General features: G+C 56.3%; 18 protein-coding genes. 12 read left to right on the top strand and 6 right to left on the bottom strand.

Annotated elements, in window-relative coordinates; translation table 11 throughout:
- Positions 1-313: 313 nt before the first annotated feature.
- The 3 genes from AAEZ03_RS14210 to AAEZ03_RS14220 all read right to left on the bottom strand — a co-directional run bounded on the left by AAEZ03_RS14210 (position 314) and on the right by AAEZ03_RS14220 (position 2,869).
- Complete coding sequence (locus AAEZ03_RS14210; RefSeq protein WP_350579462.1) at positions 314-1,705, bottom strand: B12-binding domain-containing radical SAM protein; 1,392 nt, start codon at positions 1,703-1,705, stop codon at positions 314-316.
- Positions 1,659-1,904 (bottom strand): hypothetical protein, encoded by a 246-nt coding sequence (locus tag AAEZ03_RS14215; RefSeq protein ID WP_194287934.1) that lies wholly within the window; start codon positions 1,902-1,904, stop codon positions 1,659-1,661. Before AAEZ03_RS14215 ends, AAEZ03_RS14210 begins: the two co-directional genes overlap by 47 nt.
- Positions 1,905-2,500: 596 nt before the next feature.
- Positions 2,501-2,869 carry a DUF3077 domain-containing protein gene (locus AAEZ03_RS14220; protein ID WP_048385610.1) on the bottom strand — a complete coding sequence of 123 codons (369 nt, stop codon included), beginning with the start codon at positions 2,867-2,869 and terminating at the stop codon, positions 2,501-2,503.
- A 376-nt stretch (positions 2,870-3,245) separates the two neighbouring features.
- Here AAEZ03_RS14220 and prfB point away from each other — a divergent pair.
- The 6 genes from prfB to AAEZ03_RS14250 all read left to right on the top strand — a co-directional run bounded on the left by prfB (position 3,246) and on the right by AAEZ03_RS14250 (position 9,343).
- A protein-coding gene (prfB, locus tag AAEZ03_RS14225) for a peptide chain release factor 2 (RefSeq protein ID WP_153351134.1) occupies positions 3,246-4,341 on the top strand; the annotation gives its coding sequence in 2 pieces (ribosomal slippage) (positions 3,246-3,317 and positions 3,319-4,341; 1,095 coding nt in all).
- 113 nt (positions 4,342-4,454) lie between these two features.
- Entirely contained in the window at positions 4,455-5,957 is a 1,503-nt protein-coding gene (lysS, locus tag AAEZ03_RS14230) for a lysine--tRNA ligase (protein ID WP_048368143.1), read from the top strand.
- Between the two features lie 290 nt (positions 5,958-6,247).
- A complete protein-coding gene (locus tag AAEZ03_RS14235; RefSeq protein ID WP_350579465.1) occupies positions 6,248-6,796 on the top strand; it encodes a hypothetical protein in 549 nt (182 codons plus the stop codon).
- Between the two features lie 24 nt (positions 6,797-6,820).
- Positions 6,821-8,098, top strand: coding sequence for a flavohemoglobin expression-modulating QEGLA motif protein (locus AAEZ03_RS14240; RefSeq protein ID WP_350579466.1), 1,278 nt, complete (start codon positions 6,821-6,823; stop codon positions 8,096-8,098).
- 16 nt (positions 8,099-8,114) lie between these two features.
- Positions 8,115-9,020 carry an alpha/beta hydrolase gene (locus AAEZ03_RS14245; protein WP_350579468.1) on the top strand — a complete coding sequence of 302 codons (906 nt, stop codon included), beginning with the start codon at positions 8,115-8,117 and terminating at the stop codon, positions 9,018-9,020.
- Entirely contained in the window at positions 9,017-9,343 is a 327-nt protein-coding gene (locus AAEZ03_RS14250) for a PA3694 family proteiin (protein ID WP_048368138.1), read from the top strand. Before AAEZ03_RS14245 ends, AAEZ03_RS14250 begins: the two co-directional genes overlap by 4 nt.
- Positions 9,344-9,543: 200 nt before the next feature.
- Here the strand turns inward: AAEZ03_RS14250 and lptF are convergent, their stop codons facing one another.
- A complete protein-coding gene (gene lptF / locus AAEZ03_RS14255; protein ID WP_048368137.1) occupies positions 9,544-10,323 on the bottom strand; it encodes a lipotoxin F family OmpA-related lipoprotein LptF in 780 nt (259 codons plus the stop codon).
- Positions 10,324-10,388: 65 nt separating this feature from the next.
- Positions 10,389-10,802 carry a DUF4398 domain-containing protein gene (locus AAEZ03_RS14260; RefSeq protein WP_048368136.1) on the bottom strand — a complete coding sequence of 138 codons (414 nt, stop codon included), beginning with the start codon at positions 10,800-10,802 and terminating at the stop codon, positions 10,389-10,391.
- Positions 10,803-11,071: 269 nt separating this feature from the next.
- On the opposite strand from AAEZ03_RS14260, the gene ppc reads away from it, so the two are divergent.
- The 5 genes from ppc (at position 11,072) to AAEZ03_RS14285 (ending at position 16,761) form a co-directional block, all read left to right on the top strand.
- Entirely contained in the window at positions 11,072-13,702 is a 2,631-nt protein-coding gene (gene ppc / locus AAEZ03_RS14265) for a phosphoenolpyruvate carboxylase (RefSeq protein ID WP_282364436.1), read from the top strand.
- Between the two features lie 286 nt (positions 13,703-13,988).
- On the top strand, positions 13,989-14,636 hold the full coding sequence (gene adk / locus AAEZ03_RS14270; RefSeq protein WP_350579471.1) for an adenylate kinase: 648 nt from the start codon (positions 13,989-13,991) through the stop codon (positions 14,634-14,636).
- A gap of 95 nt (positions 14,637-14,731) precedes the next feature.
- Positions 14,732-15,418 (top strand): tRNA (adenosine(37)-N6)-threonylcarbamoyltransferase complex dimerization subunit type 1 TsaB, encoded by a 687-nt coding sequence (tsaB, locus tag AAEZ03_RS14275; RefSeq protein ID WP_048368133.1) that lies wholly within the window; start codon positions 14,732-14,734, stop codon positions 15,416-15,418.
- Positions 15,419-15,590: 172 nt separating this feature from the next.
- A complete protein-coding gene (locus AAEZ03_RS14280; protein ID WP_123749709.1) occupies positions 15,591-15,887 on the top strand; it encodes a hypothetical protein in 297 nt (98 codons plus the stop codon).
- Positions 15,888-15,891: 4 nt separating this feature from the next.
- Entirely contained in the window at positions 15,892-16,761 is an 870-nt protein-coding gene (locus AAEZ03_RS14285) for a DUF72 domain-containing protein (RefSeq protein WP_262126704.1), read from the top strand.
- Here AAEZ03_RS14285 and AAEZ03_RS14290 read toward each other — a convergent pair.
- Positions 16,758-17,378 (bottom strand): energy transducer TonB, encoded by a 621-nt coding sequence (locus tag AAEZ03_RS14290; RefSeq protein ID WP_350579474.1) that lies wholly within the window; start codon positions 17,376-17,378, stop codon positions 16,758-16,760. The genes AAEZ03_RS14285 and AAEZ03_RS14290 overlap by 4 nt on opposite strands.
- A 92-nt stretch (positions 17,379-17,470) precedes the next feature.
- Here AAEZ03_RS14290 and AAEZ03_RS14295 point away from each other — a divergent pair, with 92 nt between their 5' ends.
- Complete coding sequence (locus AAEZ03_RS14295) at positions 17,471-18,253, top strand: class I SAM-dependent methyltransferase (RefSeq protein WP_350579476.1); 783 nt, start codon at positions 17,471-17,473, stop codon at positions 18,251-18,253.
- Positions 18,254-18,433: the final 180 nt, after the last annotated feature.

The raw sequence follows: 18,433 nt of genomic DNA on the forward strand, positions 1-18,433 counted from the left end.
TCTCCGCTACGCCCACCGACACCGGTTGTGCCTATTTCGACTATTTTGCGTGCGATCGTAGCCTCGTCTTTACGATGTAAGAGGGACTCTATGAGGTGTGTGTAGTTTGAAAATTGGGGGACAATAACTTCGATTGGAGCATGTTTTTTTGCGTGAGACAGTTCCCATAAGACGATAAATGGCATATGCCTCAAGTAAATATTCATCAGTGAAAGCTGTGCTTTCAGTGACTTGCTTTTTGACTGGGAGAGCACTCTTAGGTTGGATGAAATAGCGGCTTCTAGCTTTCCTAACCAAGGTTTTGCGAAGTCATCTATGAAAGTGGAGTAAATTTTTTTACATCGTAGTTGTCTATAAAGTCTCTGCTGAACGGAAGTTTCTCAAGGCTGAGCTTTTCACCGATGCTGTTTTCTAAATTGTGCCTGACTGGAGTTCCAGGATAAAGCATCATGATATTGAAATAGTGATCAAATGACTCGTGCTCTGTAACGCCAGCGCTGACCAGAAAGATAAGATTATCTATAATTTCTTGCTTTTTTTGGTCATGGTAAAACATTATAAAATCAAGACCGATATCAATATTGTTTTTCTGTAGAGCCTTAATGGCATCGATGTTGTTTTGCACGCTCACACGCTTGTTCATATAGTCCAGTTGAGACTGAGAACCTGCCTCTATACCCATTTCCACTAAACGTAAGCCTCGCAATACCAGTGTGGGTAACTCGTGACGTATTTTTAATAAATAACCAACTGTAGATGAGCTGCTCCAAGTGAGTGTGCCTCCTCTTAGCTTGTGTAAACCTCTGGAAAAAGCGAGCACTCTTTCTTTTTTTACAAAGAAATTGGCATCCATTATGTAGATGTGCTGAAAGTCATAGCTGTTTAATGCCTCCCCAATCCATGCGACAAGAGTCTCTGCTTCAACAGCACGCCATTTAGGACCCTCTTTATCCGCAGCAACAATTGCGCAGAAAGAACAGCTTAGTGGGCAGCCACGGCTACTGGTGAGGGCGATGGCTGTTCGCTTTTTTTTGTCGCGACGATCAGTAAAGTACAGATTTTGTAAACGTTCAGAATGGTACTCCATTAATGGATTCTCCCATTCGCTGGCCGGTAACTGTAGTTTTTTATCAAGGCTATGTTTTATCTTGCCCTTCGAGTTGATCCACACGGTGTTGGGTATTTGTTCTGCCCAATTATCGTAGTCAATTGAATTTTTTAGGGAGGGCAAGGTGTTGAAGTGTTCTATTAAAATTCGAGTTGGATGTTCGCCTTCGCCTTGAATGGCGAGTTTAAATGTATGGTGGCTTCTAATTAAAAAATCTTCTGCGGCGAGACTGATGTGCGGTCCTCCACAAAAAATGAAGCTTGCAGGTAATGATTGCTGAATTATATGTCCCCAATGGATAGCGGCACATACGTGACTGCTGTAAATTGATATGCCTATTAGATCAGGTTTCCAAGAAATGAGATCCTCTAGTTGTTCTGTGTTGGAGCTTTCTAAATTGGAATAATCAAATATTTTTATAGATTTTTTCTGCTTTATATTTTTCTTGATATAAGCTGAAATGTTTTGTAGTCCTAGTGGCATTATCCTCTGTGGCCCCTCTTCATAAGGAAGGGCAACCAGCGCTATTTTTAACTCAGGCCCACCACTGTCAGAATTGCTCGTGAATAGTTGAAAAGTCGACAATGCTCTGTTCATATGTTTTACCATCGCCATTTATAAAGGTGGCAGTAAAAAATGTTGGGTATTGATCAATAATTCGCTGAGCTTCTATCGGTTTTGCGAGAGCGTTTAAGAAAGTCTTCTTGTTTATCTTTAATAAGTGGCTGCCGTTGTGGAAAAAGCAAAACCCTAGATTAGAATACGAAAAAACATCCTTTTTTAAGGTGATGTACATCTCACATCTCCTTGAGCGAACCTTGTGAGGACAAGGTTCGCAGGGCGGTTAATTAGAACTCTGGTGATGTCTTTCCACCGACAGCATCATAGTCAGTTTCTACAAGTGCTGTAAGTGTTTCAATCTCCGAGGCTGAATCTTCGAGTATTTCAATATCATTTTCTGTGGTCATAATCGATTACTCCTTGATCAGTGGGTGAGACAGTTTTGTATCTGGTGTGCGTATTTTTTATAGTTTTCTGATTCCTCACTGTCAATTTTATTATTTTTAATGAATGCTCTTTTTGTTTTTGATTGTTGTAGGATTTTTCTGTTTTCTATGTAGGATGTTTTTGTTGAATGTGTTTTTTTTGTTTTTAATTTATTGATAGGTAAGTATTTTTTTATGAGGGTGGTGAGTGTGTATAGGCTGTTGGTCTTTAATGTTTTTCTGATAGGCGGTTTGTTTTAAAGAGAGCAGCTTGTTGGTTTGGTTTCAGGAACGGAATAATTGTAAGCCCGTCAGCCTGAGCTACAGAAACTGACGAGCTCTTTTTTGTATGATCTATTGGCTGTAAAGGCTGTTGGAATTGACAAGTCAGCCCATAGCGGGGCGTTTATGTCGTGTGATGCTGTGAGCTATCCAGCAATGAATCCACCACCGCACGGGCCATTTCGACCGAGTGCACCATCGACCAGATCAACCCGCGTTCAACGCCGCTGCCCAACTCTGTAATTTCATCACTCGTCTGCTCGGCGCATAACAGCAACAGCGACACATGCGCCAGTGCATCTTGCGCACTGATGCCGGCACGCAGGGTAAACATGGGTTGCAAAGTCGAGTCGATAGGGCCGAAGGCGCGTTGAGATGTGTTGGGCAGGGTCGAATGGATGTCGGGGGCTGGGCTTTTAAGCGCTGTGAGTATGCGGTATTGGGCGGTTTCGAGGGATTGAGTTTTAGGTAGGTCCGGGTTTGTTTTTTTCATGATACGAAAGCTCCGCTTGCTGATTATCGGGGCGTGAGTAGCATCGGACTTCCACATCCGTCCGTTGAAAGTTCAACGAAGGGCGCAGACTAAACCCCGGTTTTACAGTGGTGCAAGCGACTCACGAGCGGGGGCAATCTTCTAGGAAGTGCCCTGCATTGGGAAGAGGAAATTGCTGACGGAATGCGTCAAAAAGCCATCCCAAAACTCTGTAGGAGCGAGCTTGCCTCGCGATCTTTTGATCTTTAAAGGCAAAAAATCGCAGCCTTCGGCAGCTCCTACAAAGTGAACTGCCCCCGCCAGGCGGGCTGCTGCCAGCCCATGTTTGCGGTATACTCCCCGGCTTTGTAAAAATCGCCTACGAGTGCCGCCAGCCATGGAAATCAACCCGATCCTTAACAGCATCAAGGACCTGTCAGAGCGCTCCGAAACTATTCGGGGGTATCTTTGACTACGATCAAAAGCATGAGCGTCTGATCGAAGTCAATCGCGAGCTTGAAGATCCTAGTGTCTGGAACAACCCGACGTACGCCCAGGAGCTAGGCCGCGAACGCGCCCAGCTGGCGCAGATCGTCGAAACCCTGGATGAGATGCACTCAGGTCTGGCCGATGCCAAAGACCTGCTGTTGATGTCCGCCGAAGAAGAAGACCAGGCCGCTGTCGATGACGTCGCCGCTGAAGTCGAGCGTCTTCGCGAAGCCCTTGAAAAACTCGAATTCCGCCGCATGTTCAGCGGTGAGATGGACGCCAATAACGCTTACCTGGACATTCAGGCAGGCTCCGGCGGTACCGAAGCGCAAGACTGGGCCAATATCCTGTTGCGGATGTATCTGCGTTGGGCCGACAAGCGCGGCTTCGATGCCACCATCATGGAACTGTCTGCCGGTGAAGTCGCTGGTATCAAAGGCGCAACCGTGCATATCAAGGGTGAATACGCCTTTGGCTGGCTGCGTACCGAGATTGGCGTCCATCGTCTGGTGCGTAAAAGCCCTTACGACTCGGGCAACCGTCGTCACACCTCGTTCTCGGCTGTTTTCGTTTCGCCGGAAATCGACGACAACATCGAAATCGACATCAACCCGTCTGACCTGCGGATCGATACCTATCGTTCCTCCGGTGCGGGTGGTCAGCACGTAAACACCACTGACTCGGCCGTGCGGATTACCCACGTACCGACCAACACTGTGGTGAGCTGCCAGAACGAACGTTCCCAGCATGCGAACAAAGACACCGCCATGAAAATGTTGCGGGCCCGTCTTTATGAGCAAGAAATGCAGAAGCGCAGCGCGGCGTCCCAAGCCCTGGAAGACACCAAGAGTGACATCGGCTGGGGCCACCAGATCCGCTCGTACGTACTCGACGCTTCGCGTATCAAGGATTTGCGTACCAACATCGAGCGCAGCGATTGCGACAAAGTGCTCGACGGCGATATCGACGAATACCTGGTAGCCAGCCTGAAACAAGGGCTGTAAGTCGCGCAATAACCGTAAGTGCGCAGCCAATGCGATGCCTCAAGGCGCGCTAAAGGCCCGCCAACCCCTGCCGCAGGGCAGGGGCAACGAACCTGTGATGGAATTTTTAAGACATGAGCGACCAACAACTCGACCCCCAAGACCTGCAACAGGAAGAAAACGCCCTGATCGCCCTGCGCAAGGAAAAACTTGCAGCCGAGCGCGCTAAAGGCAACGCCTTCCCGAATGATTTTCGTCGTGAAAACTACTGCGCTGACTTGCAGAAGCAGTACGCCGACAAGACTAAGGAAGAGCTGGCTGAAGCAGCCATTCCGGTCAAGGTTGCGGGTCGCATCATGCTTAACCGTGGCGCGTTCATGGTGATTCAGGACATGACCGGTCGCATCCAGGTCTACGTCAACCGTAAAACCCTGCCAGAAGAAACCCTGGCCGCCGTGAAAACCTGGGACTTGGGCGACATCATCGCCGCTGAAGGCACCCTGGCCCGTTCCGGCAAAGGCGACCTGTACGTTGAAATGACCAACGTGCGTCTGCTGACCAAATCCCTGCGCCCGCTGCCAGACAAGCACCACGGTCTGACTGACACCGAGCAGCGCTATCGCCAGCGTTACGTTGACCTGATCGTTAACGAAGACGTGCGCCACACCTTCCGTGTGCGTTCGCAAGTGATCGCGCACATCCGCAGCTTCCTGATGGCGCGTGACTTCCTTGAAGTTGAAACGCCGATGCTGCAAACCATTCCGGGCGGCGCGGCAGCCAAACCTTTCGAAACTCACCACAACGCGCTGGACATGGAAATGTTCCTGCGTATCGCGCCTGAGCTGTACCTCAAGCGTCTGGTGGTGGGCGGCTTCGAAAAAGTGTTCGAGATCAACCGTAACTTCCGTAACGAAGGCGTGTCGACCCGTCACAACCCAGAATTCACCATGCTTGAGTTCTACCAGGCCTACGCCGATTACGAAGACAACATGGACCTCACCGAAGAGCTGTTCCGTGAACTGGCACAGCTGGTGTTGGGCAGCACCGACGTGCCGTACGGCGACAAGGTGTTCCATTTTGGTGAGCCGTTTGTGCGTCTGTCGGTCTTCGACTCGATCCTCAAGTACAACCCTGAGCTGACCGCTGCAGACCTGAACGACATCGACAAGGCGCGTGAAATCGCCAAGAAAGCCGGTGCCAAGGTGCTGGGCTTCGAAGGTCTGGGCAAGCTGCAAGTGATGATTTTCGAAGAGCTGGTCGAGCACAAGCTGGAACAGCCGCACTTCATCACCCAGTACCCGTTTGAAGTGTCGCCGCTGGCCCGTCGTAACGACGACAACCCGAACGTGACCGACCGTTTTGAGCTGTTTATCGGTGGCCGTGAAATCGCCAACGCCTACTCCGAGTTGAACGACGCGGAAGATCAGGCCGAGCGTTTCATGGCGCAGGTGGCGGACAAGGACGCCGGTGACGACGAAGCCATGCACTACGACGCCGACTTCGTGCGTGCACTGGAATACGGCATGCCGCCAACGGCGGGTGAAGGTATCGGTATCGACCGTCTGGTGATGCTGCTGACCAACTCCCCGTCGATTCGCGACGTGATCCTGTTCCCGCACATGCGCCCACAAGCGTAACGATGCCGAATAAAAAGCCGCCGATTCAAGGCGGTTTTTTATTGCCCGATGAAAGCGCATAGGGTGTAGCCGCTGCCGAAGGCTGCGATGGGTTGCGTAGCAGCCCCGGTTTCTGGCGTCAAAAGTGAAGGCCCTGCGGACCTTATCGCAGCCTTCGGCAGCGGCTACAAAGAAAATCGCGCTCTTCAATCAGGCGCACCAGCATGCCAACGGTTGACGGCGATTGTCAGTCGGATGGAATATCAGGCCCTACTCAATGAGCCCTGGCCGCTCTATAGAAGGATGCAGGCATGAAAGTGTGGCGCGTATTGCTGGTGGCATTGTCATTTTTGATGTTGAGCGGGTGCCTGGTGACGTTTAAAGACGCACCGATTGCGGCCCAGCCAGCGCCAAAACAACTGCTCGGAAGATGGACCAGCAAGGATGCCTGGGGCGAGGCGCGCAACCTGAATATCCGCGCCGTCGACAAGACGCGCTACGAAGCCGTGGTCTACCCCAAGGGCGAACCCAAGGCGCGTGATCGCTACACCTTTATCGTTGCCCGCCACGGCAGCCGCTGGTACGCCTCGGCTAATTTGCCAGCCAAACTGGGCGGTGGTTACACCCTCAATGGCTTTGAGGTGAACGACAACGGTGAGTTGGTGGTGTACGACCTGGACCTTGATCAGATCAAGCAGGCGATAGGCCAGTCGGCCTTGAACGGTGAGCCGGTCGAAACGTCTGAAGGTTCAGGCGTACAGATCAAGAGCCCATCAGCTACAGTTTTTGCATACCTCGACGATCCTGCCAATTCGGACGTCTTTGTCGAAGTGGCCCGCTATCAGCGTGCGATCAAGTAACCGCATTTAATCAAGGAGCCGCGGGTGGACGATTACCAGCGCACCATACGCACATTGTCAGACCGCATTGTGCTGGCCCAGGCGCCGATCCGCGTGCTGGATGCGGTGAAATGGGATGACAGCATCCGGCAGGGTTTTTTAAAGGCCAAAGGCAAAGAGATGCCAGCGGTCAGCCGTGACTATTACTTGTCGCGGCCGCTGTCTTTTGACTCCAGTGCGGTCAAGTCAGAGTTCCAACACATTGAGCGTGACATCACCCGGCAACTGGGGCAGTTCAACCCGGTCGGGCAGATCATGCGGCGCATGTGCAAAGAGTACCGAATGGTGGTGCGCATGCTCGAAGCACGCGGCACAGAAGACTTCGGGCTGATTTCCCAAGAGTTATACGGCGCTGCTTCCGACGCGTTCCATGCCGGTGATCCAACGCTGGCCGATCTGGGCCTGATGATGTCCGATTACCTGGACAACATCGACGGGCGTGGTGACCTCAAGGACGAAGTCAAAAATCTGACCGCCAAAGACGCGGTGAACCTGCTGCAAAGCCGGCTCAACAAGGTCTTTGGCGAGTGCGAAGAAACCATTCGGGTGTTTGAGTCGGACGGTATCGTCGCGGACGCAGCAGCCGGCGCCGACTACATCAAGATCCGCAGCGATGCGATGTTCAACGAGCGCGACGTGCGCGCCCTAGAAGTACACGAAAGGCTGGTGCACGTGGGCACCACGCTCAATGGCCAAAACCAGCCCATTTGCACCTTCCTGTCCAAAGGCCCGCCCTCATCGACCGTGACCCAGGAAGGGCTGGCGATTTTGATGGAAGTCATCACCTTCGCCTCCTACCCGAGCCGCTTGCGCAAACTAACCAACCGCACCCGCGCCATTCACATGGTGGAAGAGGGCGCGGACTTTATGCAGGTGTATCAGTTCTTCCGTGATCAGGGGTTCGAGATGCCAGAAAGCTATGGCAACGCGAGTCGGGTTTTCCGTGGCTCGGTGCCTAATGGTCTGCCATTCACCAAAGACTTGTCCTACCTCAAAGGCTTCATCATGGTTTACAACTACATTCAGTTGGCCGTGCGTAAGGGCAAGCTCGAACAAGTGCCGCTGTTGTTCTGTGGCAAGACCACGCTGGAAGACATGCGCACCTTGCGCCAGTTGGTCGATGAAGGATTAGTGGTTGCGCCTAAATACCTGCCAGACCAGTTCCGCGACATGAACGCCTTGTCGGCATGGATGTGCTTCTCCAACTTCCTCAACCACTTGAGCCTGGACCGGATCGAAGCCGACTACTCCAATATCTTGTGACAAGGCGGTCCATTCAATGAAAACCCTGGCTGCACTCTGCCTGCTGCTCGCCCTCAGCGGATGCAGCTCATTGTTGTTTTACCCCGAACCTGGCCAGCCGATTACCCCGACGGCGGCGGGCCTTGCGTACAAAGACGTCAACCTCACTGCCGCCGATGGCACGCAATTGCATGGTTGGTGGCTGCCGGCCAAGCCCGGCGTGCCGTTCAAGGGCACGGTGCTGCACCTGCATGGCAATGGCGGCAATCTGGCGTATCACTTGGGCGCGGTGGCCTGGTTGCCCGAGCAGGGCTATCAAGTGCTGATGCTCGACTATCGCGGTTATGGCCTGTCGCAGGGCAAACCGGGCTTGCCTGCGGTGTATCAGGACATCGACGCCGCCTTTGACTGGTTAGAGCAACAACCGTCCGTGCAGGGGCAGCCACTGATTGTGCTGGGGCAAAGCCTGGGCGGTGCCATGGGCGTTCATTACCTGAGCCAGCACCCGCAGCAGCGCGCCCGGCTCAAGGCCGTGGTGCTCGATGGTGTGCCTGCCAGTTACCGCGAAGTGGGGCAATTTGCCCTGAGCACGTCCTGGCTGACCTGGCCCTTGCAAGTGCCGCTGTCGTGGTTGGTGCCTGACGCAGACAGTGCGGTGTACGCCATGCCGGACATGAAAGACCTGCCCGTGCTGATTTTTCACAGCATGGACGACCCGATCGTCCCGCTGTCCAACGGTATCCGCCTGTACCAGGCCGCGCCGCCGCCCAAGGTGTTGCAACTGACCCGGGGCGGTCACGTGCAAACGTTTGGTGACCCGACCTGGCGCCAAGTGATGCTGCGTTATCTTGAAGACCCGCAACATTTCAACGGTGTGCGGCGACTGGGGGAGATCCCCAATTACTCGCCGACTAAAGCTCCCGAAACAGAGACCCCGCAATGAGTGAAGAGCGTAACGCCATCCCCCTGATCCTCACTGGCATCGGCACCATCATCGGTACGGTGGGCTGCCTGTGGTACTACGGTTACCTACACTTCGCCAAGCCTGAGGATGCGTTGCTGCTCAACGACTTCACCATGCTCAAGACCTTGCCGGGCGAGGACTACAAAGTCTCCCTGACGCCCGCCAACCAGGTGGCGCAGTGCATTGACGGGATCGTGGTGTTGTTTGATACCGAACAAAAAGGCCTGACCGGGGTGTTGGTCAATAACAAGAAACAGGCTGTGCATTGCATGGGGCAGGACACGCCGAAGCTGCAACCTTAAGAGCAAAAGCGCCCTCACCACGCCTCTCCCGCTTGTGGGCTGCTGCAGATTTTTGGCGATCTGTGAGCCTGACGCTGAATGTGAGAACACGTCGGTAGAGCTCCCTCTCCCGCGGGAGAGGGCTGGGGTGAGGGGAAAGCCATACAACAAAAAGCCCCGCCTGATCACTCAGGCGGGGCTTTCATTTAACGCTTGTCGATTTACTGGATCGAAGAGCGTGGCGCAACCGGCTGGTTGTCGTTGGAGATGGTCACTTCAACCCGGCGGTTTTGAGCGCGGCCCGAGTTGCTGCTGTTGTCAGCAACCGGGTATTCCTTGCCATAGCCCTGGGCAACGATACGCGATGGGTCTACACCGGCACGTACCAGTGCTGCTTTAACCGCGTTGGCGCGACGCTCAGACAGGTTCTGGTTGTAAGAAGCGCTGCCTTTGCTGTCGGTGTAACCCTCAACAATCACCTTGCGATCCGGGTTCTGGATCAGGTAGTTGGACAGGGTCGCGATGCTTTCGCGGCTGTTAGGCTTGAGGTTGGCCTTGTCGAAGTCAAACAGCACGTCACCGAAGGTCACCAGGGTGCCGCGATCCGTTTGCTTGGCGTTCAGGCTTTGCAGCTTTTTGATTTGCGCGTCACGGGCATCCAGCAGAGCCTGGGCACGATCGGAACCGGCGTTTTTCAGCTGGTTTTCAGCAGTACGCAGGGCGATGGTTTGCTTGGCCAGCTCAACACGCTGGTTGGTCAGGTAAGCCAGTTGGTCAACCTTGGACTCTTTTTCTTTGTCCAGGTAGGCCTTTTCAGCCTTGTCCAGCCACTCGCCAGCGTCTTTGGTTTCAAGCGCTGCAACCTTGGTCGCTTCCGGGTTGGTTTGCAGGGCCGAGTAGTTGCTCTTGGCGTTTTCCAGGTTAACGTTCGGCTGGTGCGAGCACGCGGCCAAACCAACGCTCAGGGCCAGCAGGGCAGGGATCATTACTGTATTGCGCATAATAGTTGTCCTTTCTATCTATTAGGAATGCTGTATCGCCAGTTGCGATCAAAGAGGGGCGGCTGTTATTGCAGGCCGCGCATGCCTTCCTGACGCAGTTGCTGGACGGCTTTCTGAGCATCCTGAACGGCCTTCTCGGCTTTGGCGGCCTGGGCTTTACGTTCTGCTACGCGAGCGTCCCATTCAGCTTGTTCGGACAGGCGACGGGCTTCGTCATATTTTTTGTCGTGCATGGCCAGCTCAGCTTGTTTGAGCTTGTCTTGTGCCGACTTCATTTCCACTGGAGCGTATTCGGTACCGCCAGCGCTGACGGCGTTGTTTACGGCTGACTGCGTCACAGCGTATTGCTCGGTTGGCGGGTTACCAGCACAACCGGCTAAAACGAAGCTGGCACCGATCGCCAATGCAGCCAGTTTCAGCCCGCGCAGGCGAGGAGAGGTGGTTTTGACAGTGCGGGTCATCATGGTCTTCAACTCCATTAGGGAACTCCTTAAAAACATCATCTCCATCACAACTGTCGGTTGACCTGGAGCAGTTGGACGCAGGTTCCTGCAGTGATGGTTAAAAGCTGTGACCTGAACGAAATTTGAATAGTTCAAAAAAAAAGATGGCAGTTTGCCTAAAAATTTTCTGACTGATGGGTCATAGGTTAATTAGCTGTTTAGCGCGCGCATGGCTTGCCAGCGACGCCCATTGCGACGCACTCTTGGGCCACGAACTCGCCCAGAATCTGCTGGAGAAATGGCTGATGACCGATATTGATGCACGCTTGCGCGATGATGTTCACCTGCTGGGTGAGCTGTTGGGTAATACGATTCGTGACCAATACGGCGACGCGTTTCTCGCCAAGATCGAACGCATCCGCCAGGGTGCCAAAGACGACCGGCACGGCACTCCGGGCGAAGAATTAAGCGCCATTCTCGATGCCCTCAGCGATAACGAAGTGCTGCCGGTAGCACGGGCGTTCAACCAGTTTTTGAACCTGGCCAATATCGCCGAGCAATACCAGTTGATTCACCGGCGTGGCGATGACCAGCCGCAACCGTTTGAGTCGCAAGTGCTGCCCACCTTGTTGAGCCGCTTGCTGGCCGAAGGGCATGACGCGAACTCGCTGGCGCAGCAACTCAGCGGCCTTGAGATTGAGCTGGTGCTCACGGCCCACCCGACCGAAGTCACACGCCGCACCTTGATCCAAAAGTACGACGCGATTGCCGAGCAACTGGCGGCTCAGGATCACCGGGATCTGACCTTGGCCGAGAAGTCGCGAATCGAAGAGCGCTTGCAGCGCTTGATCGCCGAAGCCTGGCACACCGAAGAAATCCGTCGTACCCGGCCTACACCCGTGGATGAGGCCAAGTGGGGTTTTGCCGTTATTGAACACTCGTTGTGGCAGGCGCTGCCCAACATGCTGCGCACCGCCGACGCGGCGTTGCACGAGGCCACCGGGCTGCATTTGCCGCTGGATTCAGCGCCCATTCGCTTTGCTTCGTGGATGGGCGGCGACCGTGATGGCAACCCCAACGTGACCGCCACGGTCACCCGCGAAGTGCTCTTGCTGGCGCGCTGGATGGCCGCCGATTTGTACCTGCGTGACATCGATAAACTCGCCGCTGACCTGTCCATGCAGCAGGCCACCGATGAATTGCTCGCGGTGGCGGGGGAGAGTGCCGAGCCGTACCGCGCGGTGCTCAAACAATTGCGGGAACGCTTGCGCATCACCCGTGCCTGGGCGCAGAGCGCCTTGCACAGCGCACAACCTGCGCCTGAAGGTGTGTTGCATGACAACCAGGACCTGCTGGCACCGTTGAAGCTGTGTTACACGTCGCTGCACGCCTGTGGCATGGGCGTGATTGCTGACGGGCCACTGCTCGATTGCCTGCGTCGGGCGGTGACCTTTGGCCTGTTCCTGGTGCGCCTGGATGTGCGTCAGGACGCGGCCCGGCACACCTCGGCCATGACTGAAATTACCGATTACCTGGGCCTTGGCCGCTATGAAGACTGGGATGAAGACGCGCGTCTGATCTTTCTGATGCGCGAATTGAACAACCGGCGCCCGCTGTTGCCGGGTTACTTCAAACCCGCCGCCGAGACGGCCGAAGTGTTGGCCACGTGCCGTGAGGTGGCAGCTGCGCCGGGGGCTTCGCTGGGCTCATACGTGATCTCCATGGCGGGTGCGGCTTCTGACGTGCTGGCGGTGCAACTGCTGCTCAAAGAGGCCGGGCTTGAGCGCCCGATGCGCGTGGTGCCACTGTTTGAAACCCTGGCCGACCTGGACAATGCCGGGCCGGTGATTGAGCGCCTGTTGCTGTTGCCGGGTTACCGCGCACGCCTGCAGGGGCCGCAGGAAGTGATGATCGGCTACTCCGACTCGGCCAAGGATGCCGGCACCACGGCAGCGGCGTGGGCGCAGTACCGGGCGCAAGAAAACCTGGTGAATATTTGCCGCGAGCAACACGTCGACCTGCTGCTGTTTCATGGCCGTGGCGGCACCGTGGGGCGTGGCGGCGGCCCGGCGCATGCGGCGATTCTGTCGCAACCGCCGGGGTCGGTGGCGGGGCGTTTCCGTACCACCGAACAGGGCGAGATGATCCGCTTTAAATTTGGCCTGCCCGACATCGCCGAGCAAAACCTCAACCTGTACCTGTCGGCGGTGCTCGAAGCCACGTTACTGCCACCGCCGCTACCTGAGCCGGGTTGGCGAGTGCTGATGGACGAACTGGCCGACGACGGGGTCAAGGCCTACCGCTCGGTGGTGCGCGACAACCCGCAGTTTGTCGAGTATTTCCGCCAGTCCACCCCGGAACAAGAGTTGGGCCGCTTGCCCTTGGGCAGTCGCCCGGCCAAGCGTCGTGCAGGCGGGATTGAAAGCTTGCGCGCCATCCCGTGGATTTTCGGCTGGACCCAAACACGCCTGATGCTGCCCGCCTGGCTCGGCTGGGAAACCGCGCTCAGCCAGGCGCTGGCGCGCGGTGAAGGAGAGCAACTGGCGCAAATGCGCGAGCAATGGCCGTTCTTCCGCACCCGCATCGACATGCTGGAGATGGTCCTGGCCAAAGCGGATGCCGACATCGCCCGGCTCTACGACGAACGTCTGGTGGCCCCTGAATTGCTGCCTTTGGGTGCGCACTTACGCGACTTATTGTCGCAGGCGTGCGAGGTGGTACTGGGTTTGACCGGGCAGTCTCAACTGATGGCGCACAGCCCGGACACGCTGGAGTTCATCCGCTTGCGCAACACCTACCTTGACCCGCTGCACTTGTTGCAGGCTGAGCTGCTGGCGCGTTCGCGACGCCAGCAAACCGATCAGGACAGCCCTCTGGAACAAGCGCTGCTGGTGACTGTGGCGGGGATCGCGGCGGGTTTGCGCAACACCGGCTAAGCTCGTTCGCTAGTCAAAAGTCGCGCCGTGGTGCCAAACATCGGGGCTTTTCGTGGCCTGATCCGGCCCCGGCGCGACACTTTTTGCCAGGGTTGCGACCTGTGACACCCGGTCGCAAGGGCTGCTTTAGCAGTGATTATTCCTACTTTGGCCCGCTTGTGTGGTCCGGAACGGCTGTGTATCTTGGTCAGCCCTTTGGCCTGTTTTGCGGCCATTACCCGATTTTGAGATTGGCCCCAAGAGGCGAGTCTGTTGTCATTTAAATAAAAAATTGAGGAGCACATCGATGCGCGTAATTCTGCTGGGAGCTCCCGGGGCCGGTAAAGGTACTCAGGCGAAGTTCATCACTGAAAAATTTGGCATCCCGCAAATCTCCACTGGCGATATGTTGCGTGCTGCGGTCAAGGCTGGCACCGAACTGGGCCAGAAAGCTAAAAGCATCATGGACAGCGGTGGTCTGGTTTCTGACGACCTGATCATCAACCTGGTCAAAGAGCGCATTGCTCAGCCAGATTGCGTCAACGGTTTCCTGTTTGACGGTTTCCCGCGCACCATCCCACAAGCTCAAGCACTGGTCGACAACGGTGTAGAGCTGGATCACGTGGTTGAAATCGCCGTAGAAGACGAAGAAATCGTTCAGCGCATCGCCGGTCGTCGCGTTCACGAAGCGTCGGGCCGCGTTTACCACATCGCGCACAACCCGCCAAAGGTTGAAGGTAAAGACGACGCGACCGGTGAAGACCTGGTGCAGCGTAAAGACGACACTGAAGAAACCGTTCGTCACCGCCTGTCGGTTTACCATTCGCAAACCAAGCCGCTGGTGGATTTCTACCAGAAGCTTGAGTCTGCCCAAGGCAAACCAAAGTACAGCCACATCGCCGGTGTTGGCTCGGTAGAATCGATCACCGCCAAGGTGCTTGCAGCCCTGAGCTGATAAGTCGATTTTGCTTGGTGACAACAGCCCGCTTGCGGGCTGTTGTTGTTTATACTGCTGCACTTTTTTCAATTTTGATTCTGACGGGAACACCGATGAGCACCTTGCTGGCCCTGGATACCGCGACTGAAGCTTGCTCTGTTGCCTTGCTACACGATGGCAAGGTCACAAGCCACTACGAGGTGATCCCGCGCCTGCATGCGCAAAAGCTGTTGCCGATGATTAAAGAGCTGCTGGCGCAGGCTGGCGTTGAGCTGTCGGCGGTCGAGGCGATTGCCTTTGGTCGCGGGCCGGGTGCGTTTACCGGTGTGCGTATTGCCATCGGCGTGGTGCAAGGCCTGGCTTTTGCCCTGGAGCGCCCGGTATTGCCGATCTCCAACCTGGCAGCATTGGCCCAGCGTGCCTATCGCGAGCACGGTGCGACCCAGGTGGCATCGGCCATTGATGCGCGCATGGACGAAGTGTATTGGGGTTGCTACCGCGAGCAGGCCGGTGAAATGCGCCTGCAAGGCGTCGAAGCGGTGTTGCCACCTGAAGCCGCCGCGTTGCCGGACGGCGCCAGCGGTGACTGGTTTGGTGCAGGCACCGGCTGGGGCTATGCCGAGCGCTTGAACGTCAAACCAACGGCGCTGGACGCTGGCATGTTGCCCCATGCTGAAGACTTGCTGACCCTGGCGCGTTTTGCCTGGGCGCGCGGCGAAGCCATCCGCGCCGACGATGCGCAGCCGGTGTACCTGCGCGACAAAGTGGCGGCAACCCGCGCTGAACGTGGCCTTATCTAGCCCAGCTATTATTGGATCGGGTTGTGGGAGCGGGCTTGCTCGCGATTGAATCGGCAAGGTGTAACAGGCATACCGCGTTGCCTGCATCGCGAGCAAGCCCGCTCCCACAGGACTATTTGCTTAGTCGGGCCAACGCCGCTAAATTGCCAATACCGCTACCGAGCTTGCACTTATGCGTATTGACGGCTTTTCCTCCCAGTCTTACCCCATCAAGCGCAAGCCGCGTAAAGGCAAAGTGCAGGTTGATGAGTCGGTAGAAGACAGCCCGGCAGACCTTGAAAACCTGCCGCAAATCACTCGCCAGGCCTCGTCGGGTGAGCGCATCAGCCAACTGCCGGTGCGTTCCCAGGACATGATTTTCCAGCGCGGGATGAGCAAAAACGCCGCCAGCGCCCTCGCCAGTTACCTGACCACCCAAGGATTTGTTGATTGGGAAATAGAAGTGATGGGGCTGGACCTGTACATTTGACGGCATGACTGACGCCCAACTGCCTTATTACCTCGGCTGCCCGTCCTGGAGTGAAAACGCCTGGCGCGAAGGCCTATACCCCCAAAATGCCCAACCCACCGAGTTTTTGAGCCTGTACGCGCAGGTGTTCAATACCGTTGAAGGCAACACCACGTTCTATGCCAGCCCCAAGCCCGCCACGGTGGCGCGTTGGGCAAGCAGCATGCCCGAACATTTTCGCTTTACGGCCAAGTTCCCACGAGAGATCAGTCACGGCGGCGATTTGCGTGAGCAAGGGCAGGCAATCGAAAGCTTCCTGCAATTGTTAAAGCCTCTGGGGCCGCGCGTGGCGCCGTTCTGGCTGCAACTGCCCGCAAGCTTCGGGCCGCAGCGTCTGGCTGAGCTGGTGAGCTTTATCGACGACCTGCAGCGGCCATTGGCCGTTGAGGTGCGTCACCCGGAGTTTTTTGCCAAGGGCGATGCCGAGCGCTTGCTCAATCGCTTATTGATGGAGCGCGGGGTCGAGCGTATTTGCCTGGACTCGCGGGCGCTGTTCAGTTGCGACTCCAGCGACCCGGCGGTGCTGCATGCCCAGTCGAAAAAGCCCAAAGTGCCGCCGCGCCCGGCAGCGTTTACCCAATGCCCGCAAGTGCGCTTTATCGGGCGCCCGGAGCTGCAGGCCAATGACCCTTACTTGAAACCCTGGGTGGAGAAAGTCGCTGGCTGGATCGAAGAAGGCCGCACGCCCTATGTGTTTCTTCACACCCCGGACAACCACCGGGCACCGGAGCTGGCACGGCGTTTTCATCAGCAATTGACTGAGCGCTTGCCGGGGCTACCCGCACTGGCCCACTTGCACACGCCGCAAACCACCGAGCAATTAGGGCTGCTTTAAGCCGCCAGGCGCAGGTTATTGACGATCAACGGGCGCGCCCAGGCGAGGTCAAAGTCCATCGCGTGCTGCTGTTCAATCAAGGTGGCGGCGTCGAATGGCTCGGCGGGTTTGTCCAGCAGGTCCATCTCGAATTCGGCAATGGGTAAGTGCAAAGGCCGAGGCTCAGGCGCCGGGCCCGGCTCGGGCAACGGGTGACCTTGGGCCATGACCAATGGACGAACCCAGGCGTCGTTGAACGCCTGCTGGTGCTGTTGTTCGGCGATGACATCCGGCGGGAAGGGCAGCGCGGTGGGCGGCAGCAAATCCAGCTCGAACTCAGCGATTGGCAAGAACAACGCTTCGGGCGGTTTGATCTCGGTGTCCTGCACGTCGCAATGGCGCTGGGTCACGATGGCGCTCAGGACATCATTGCCGCCGCAGGGCTCGGTATTCTCGTCCGCCGCCGCGAGGGGCATCTCGATGGCCGGGAATTCATCCGTCGCCGACTGCTCTGCCATGGCCTGGGCATAGAAGTCCTTCCACAGGTGATTGACGCTGCCTGTGACTTGCGAATTGTGTCCGCCAAAGTCGCCAATGGGGGCGATAAAGCCGATGGATGCGGAATGAATGTCTGACATAGCTCTCGGTCGACGCCCAGCTCTGGCAAAATGCCGGATATTTCATTTATCGGCAGCGTTTGCCGATCATTAAATTTTTGAGCGTGTTTTAAATGATTGAGCAAGCAGCGGGCAGTCGTATCAAAGTCGAAGCGTTGGACGAGGCTTATCAGGCCCTGGCCGAGCAATGGGCTGAGCGCCTGGGGCTGCCGTTGGACGAGCCGCAGGCTGACTTTGCCTTGCAGATCGGCGACCAGGGTTTGCAGTTGCAACAGCTGGGCCCTGATGCCCCCGGCCCGGTGCGGGTCGATTTTGTTGAAGGTGGCGCAGCCCACCGGCGTTTGTTTGGTGGCGGCACCGGGCAAATGATCGCCAAGGCCGTGGGGATTCAACAGGGCGTGCGCCCGCGCGTGCTGGACGCCACGGCGGGGCTGGGCAAGGACGCATTCGTGCTGGCGAGCCTGGGCTGCGAGATGAGCCTGATCGAACGCCAGCCCTTGATCGGCGCCTTGCTGGAAGACGGTTTGGCCCGTGGCCTGGACGACGTTGAAGTGGCGCCAATCGTGTCGCGCATGCACTTGCTCAAAGGCAACTCGATTGAAGTGATGCGTAACTGGGAGGGAGAGCCGCCACAGGTGATCTACCTCGACCCGATGTTTCCGCACCGAGAGAAAACCGCCCTGGTGAAGAAAGAAATGCGCCTGTTCCGCCCGTTAGTAGGGGATGACAACGACGCACCGGCCTTGCTTGAGGCAGCGTTGGCACTGGCCACCCACCGCGTGGTGGTCAAACGCCCGCGCAAGGCTCCGTGCATTGCCGGGCCCAAGCCGAGCCACGCGCTGGACGGCAAATCGAGCCGTTACGACATCTACCCGAAGAAGGCATTGAAGCCTTAAGCAGAATCAAAAGCCCCTCTCCCTAGCCCTCTCCCGGAGGGAGAGGGAACTGACCGCATGCAGGCGCAAGATCACCGATGATCAGCTCCCTCTCCCTCCGGGAGTGTATGGACCGGGGACATCGCGAACACTTTGTTCGGAGACATAGCGAACAGTTAACGAAGCTTTTTCCCTGATATT

This window comes from Pseudomonas sp. HY2-MNA-CIBAN-0224, assembly GCF_040310285.1.
In the GTDB taxonomy this organism is placed as follows: Bacteria; Pseudomonadota; Gammaproteobacteria; order Pseudomonadales; family Pseudomonadaceae; genus Aquipseudomonas; species Aquipseudomonas helleri.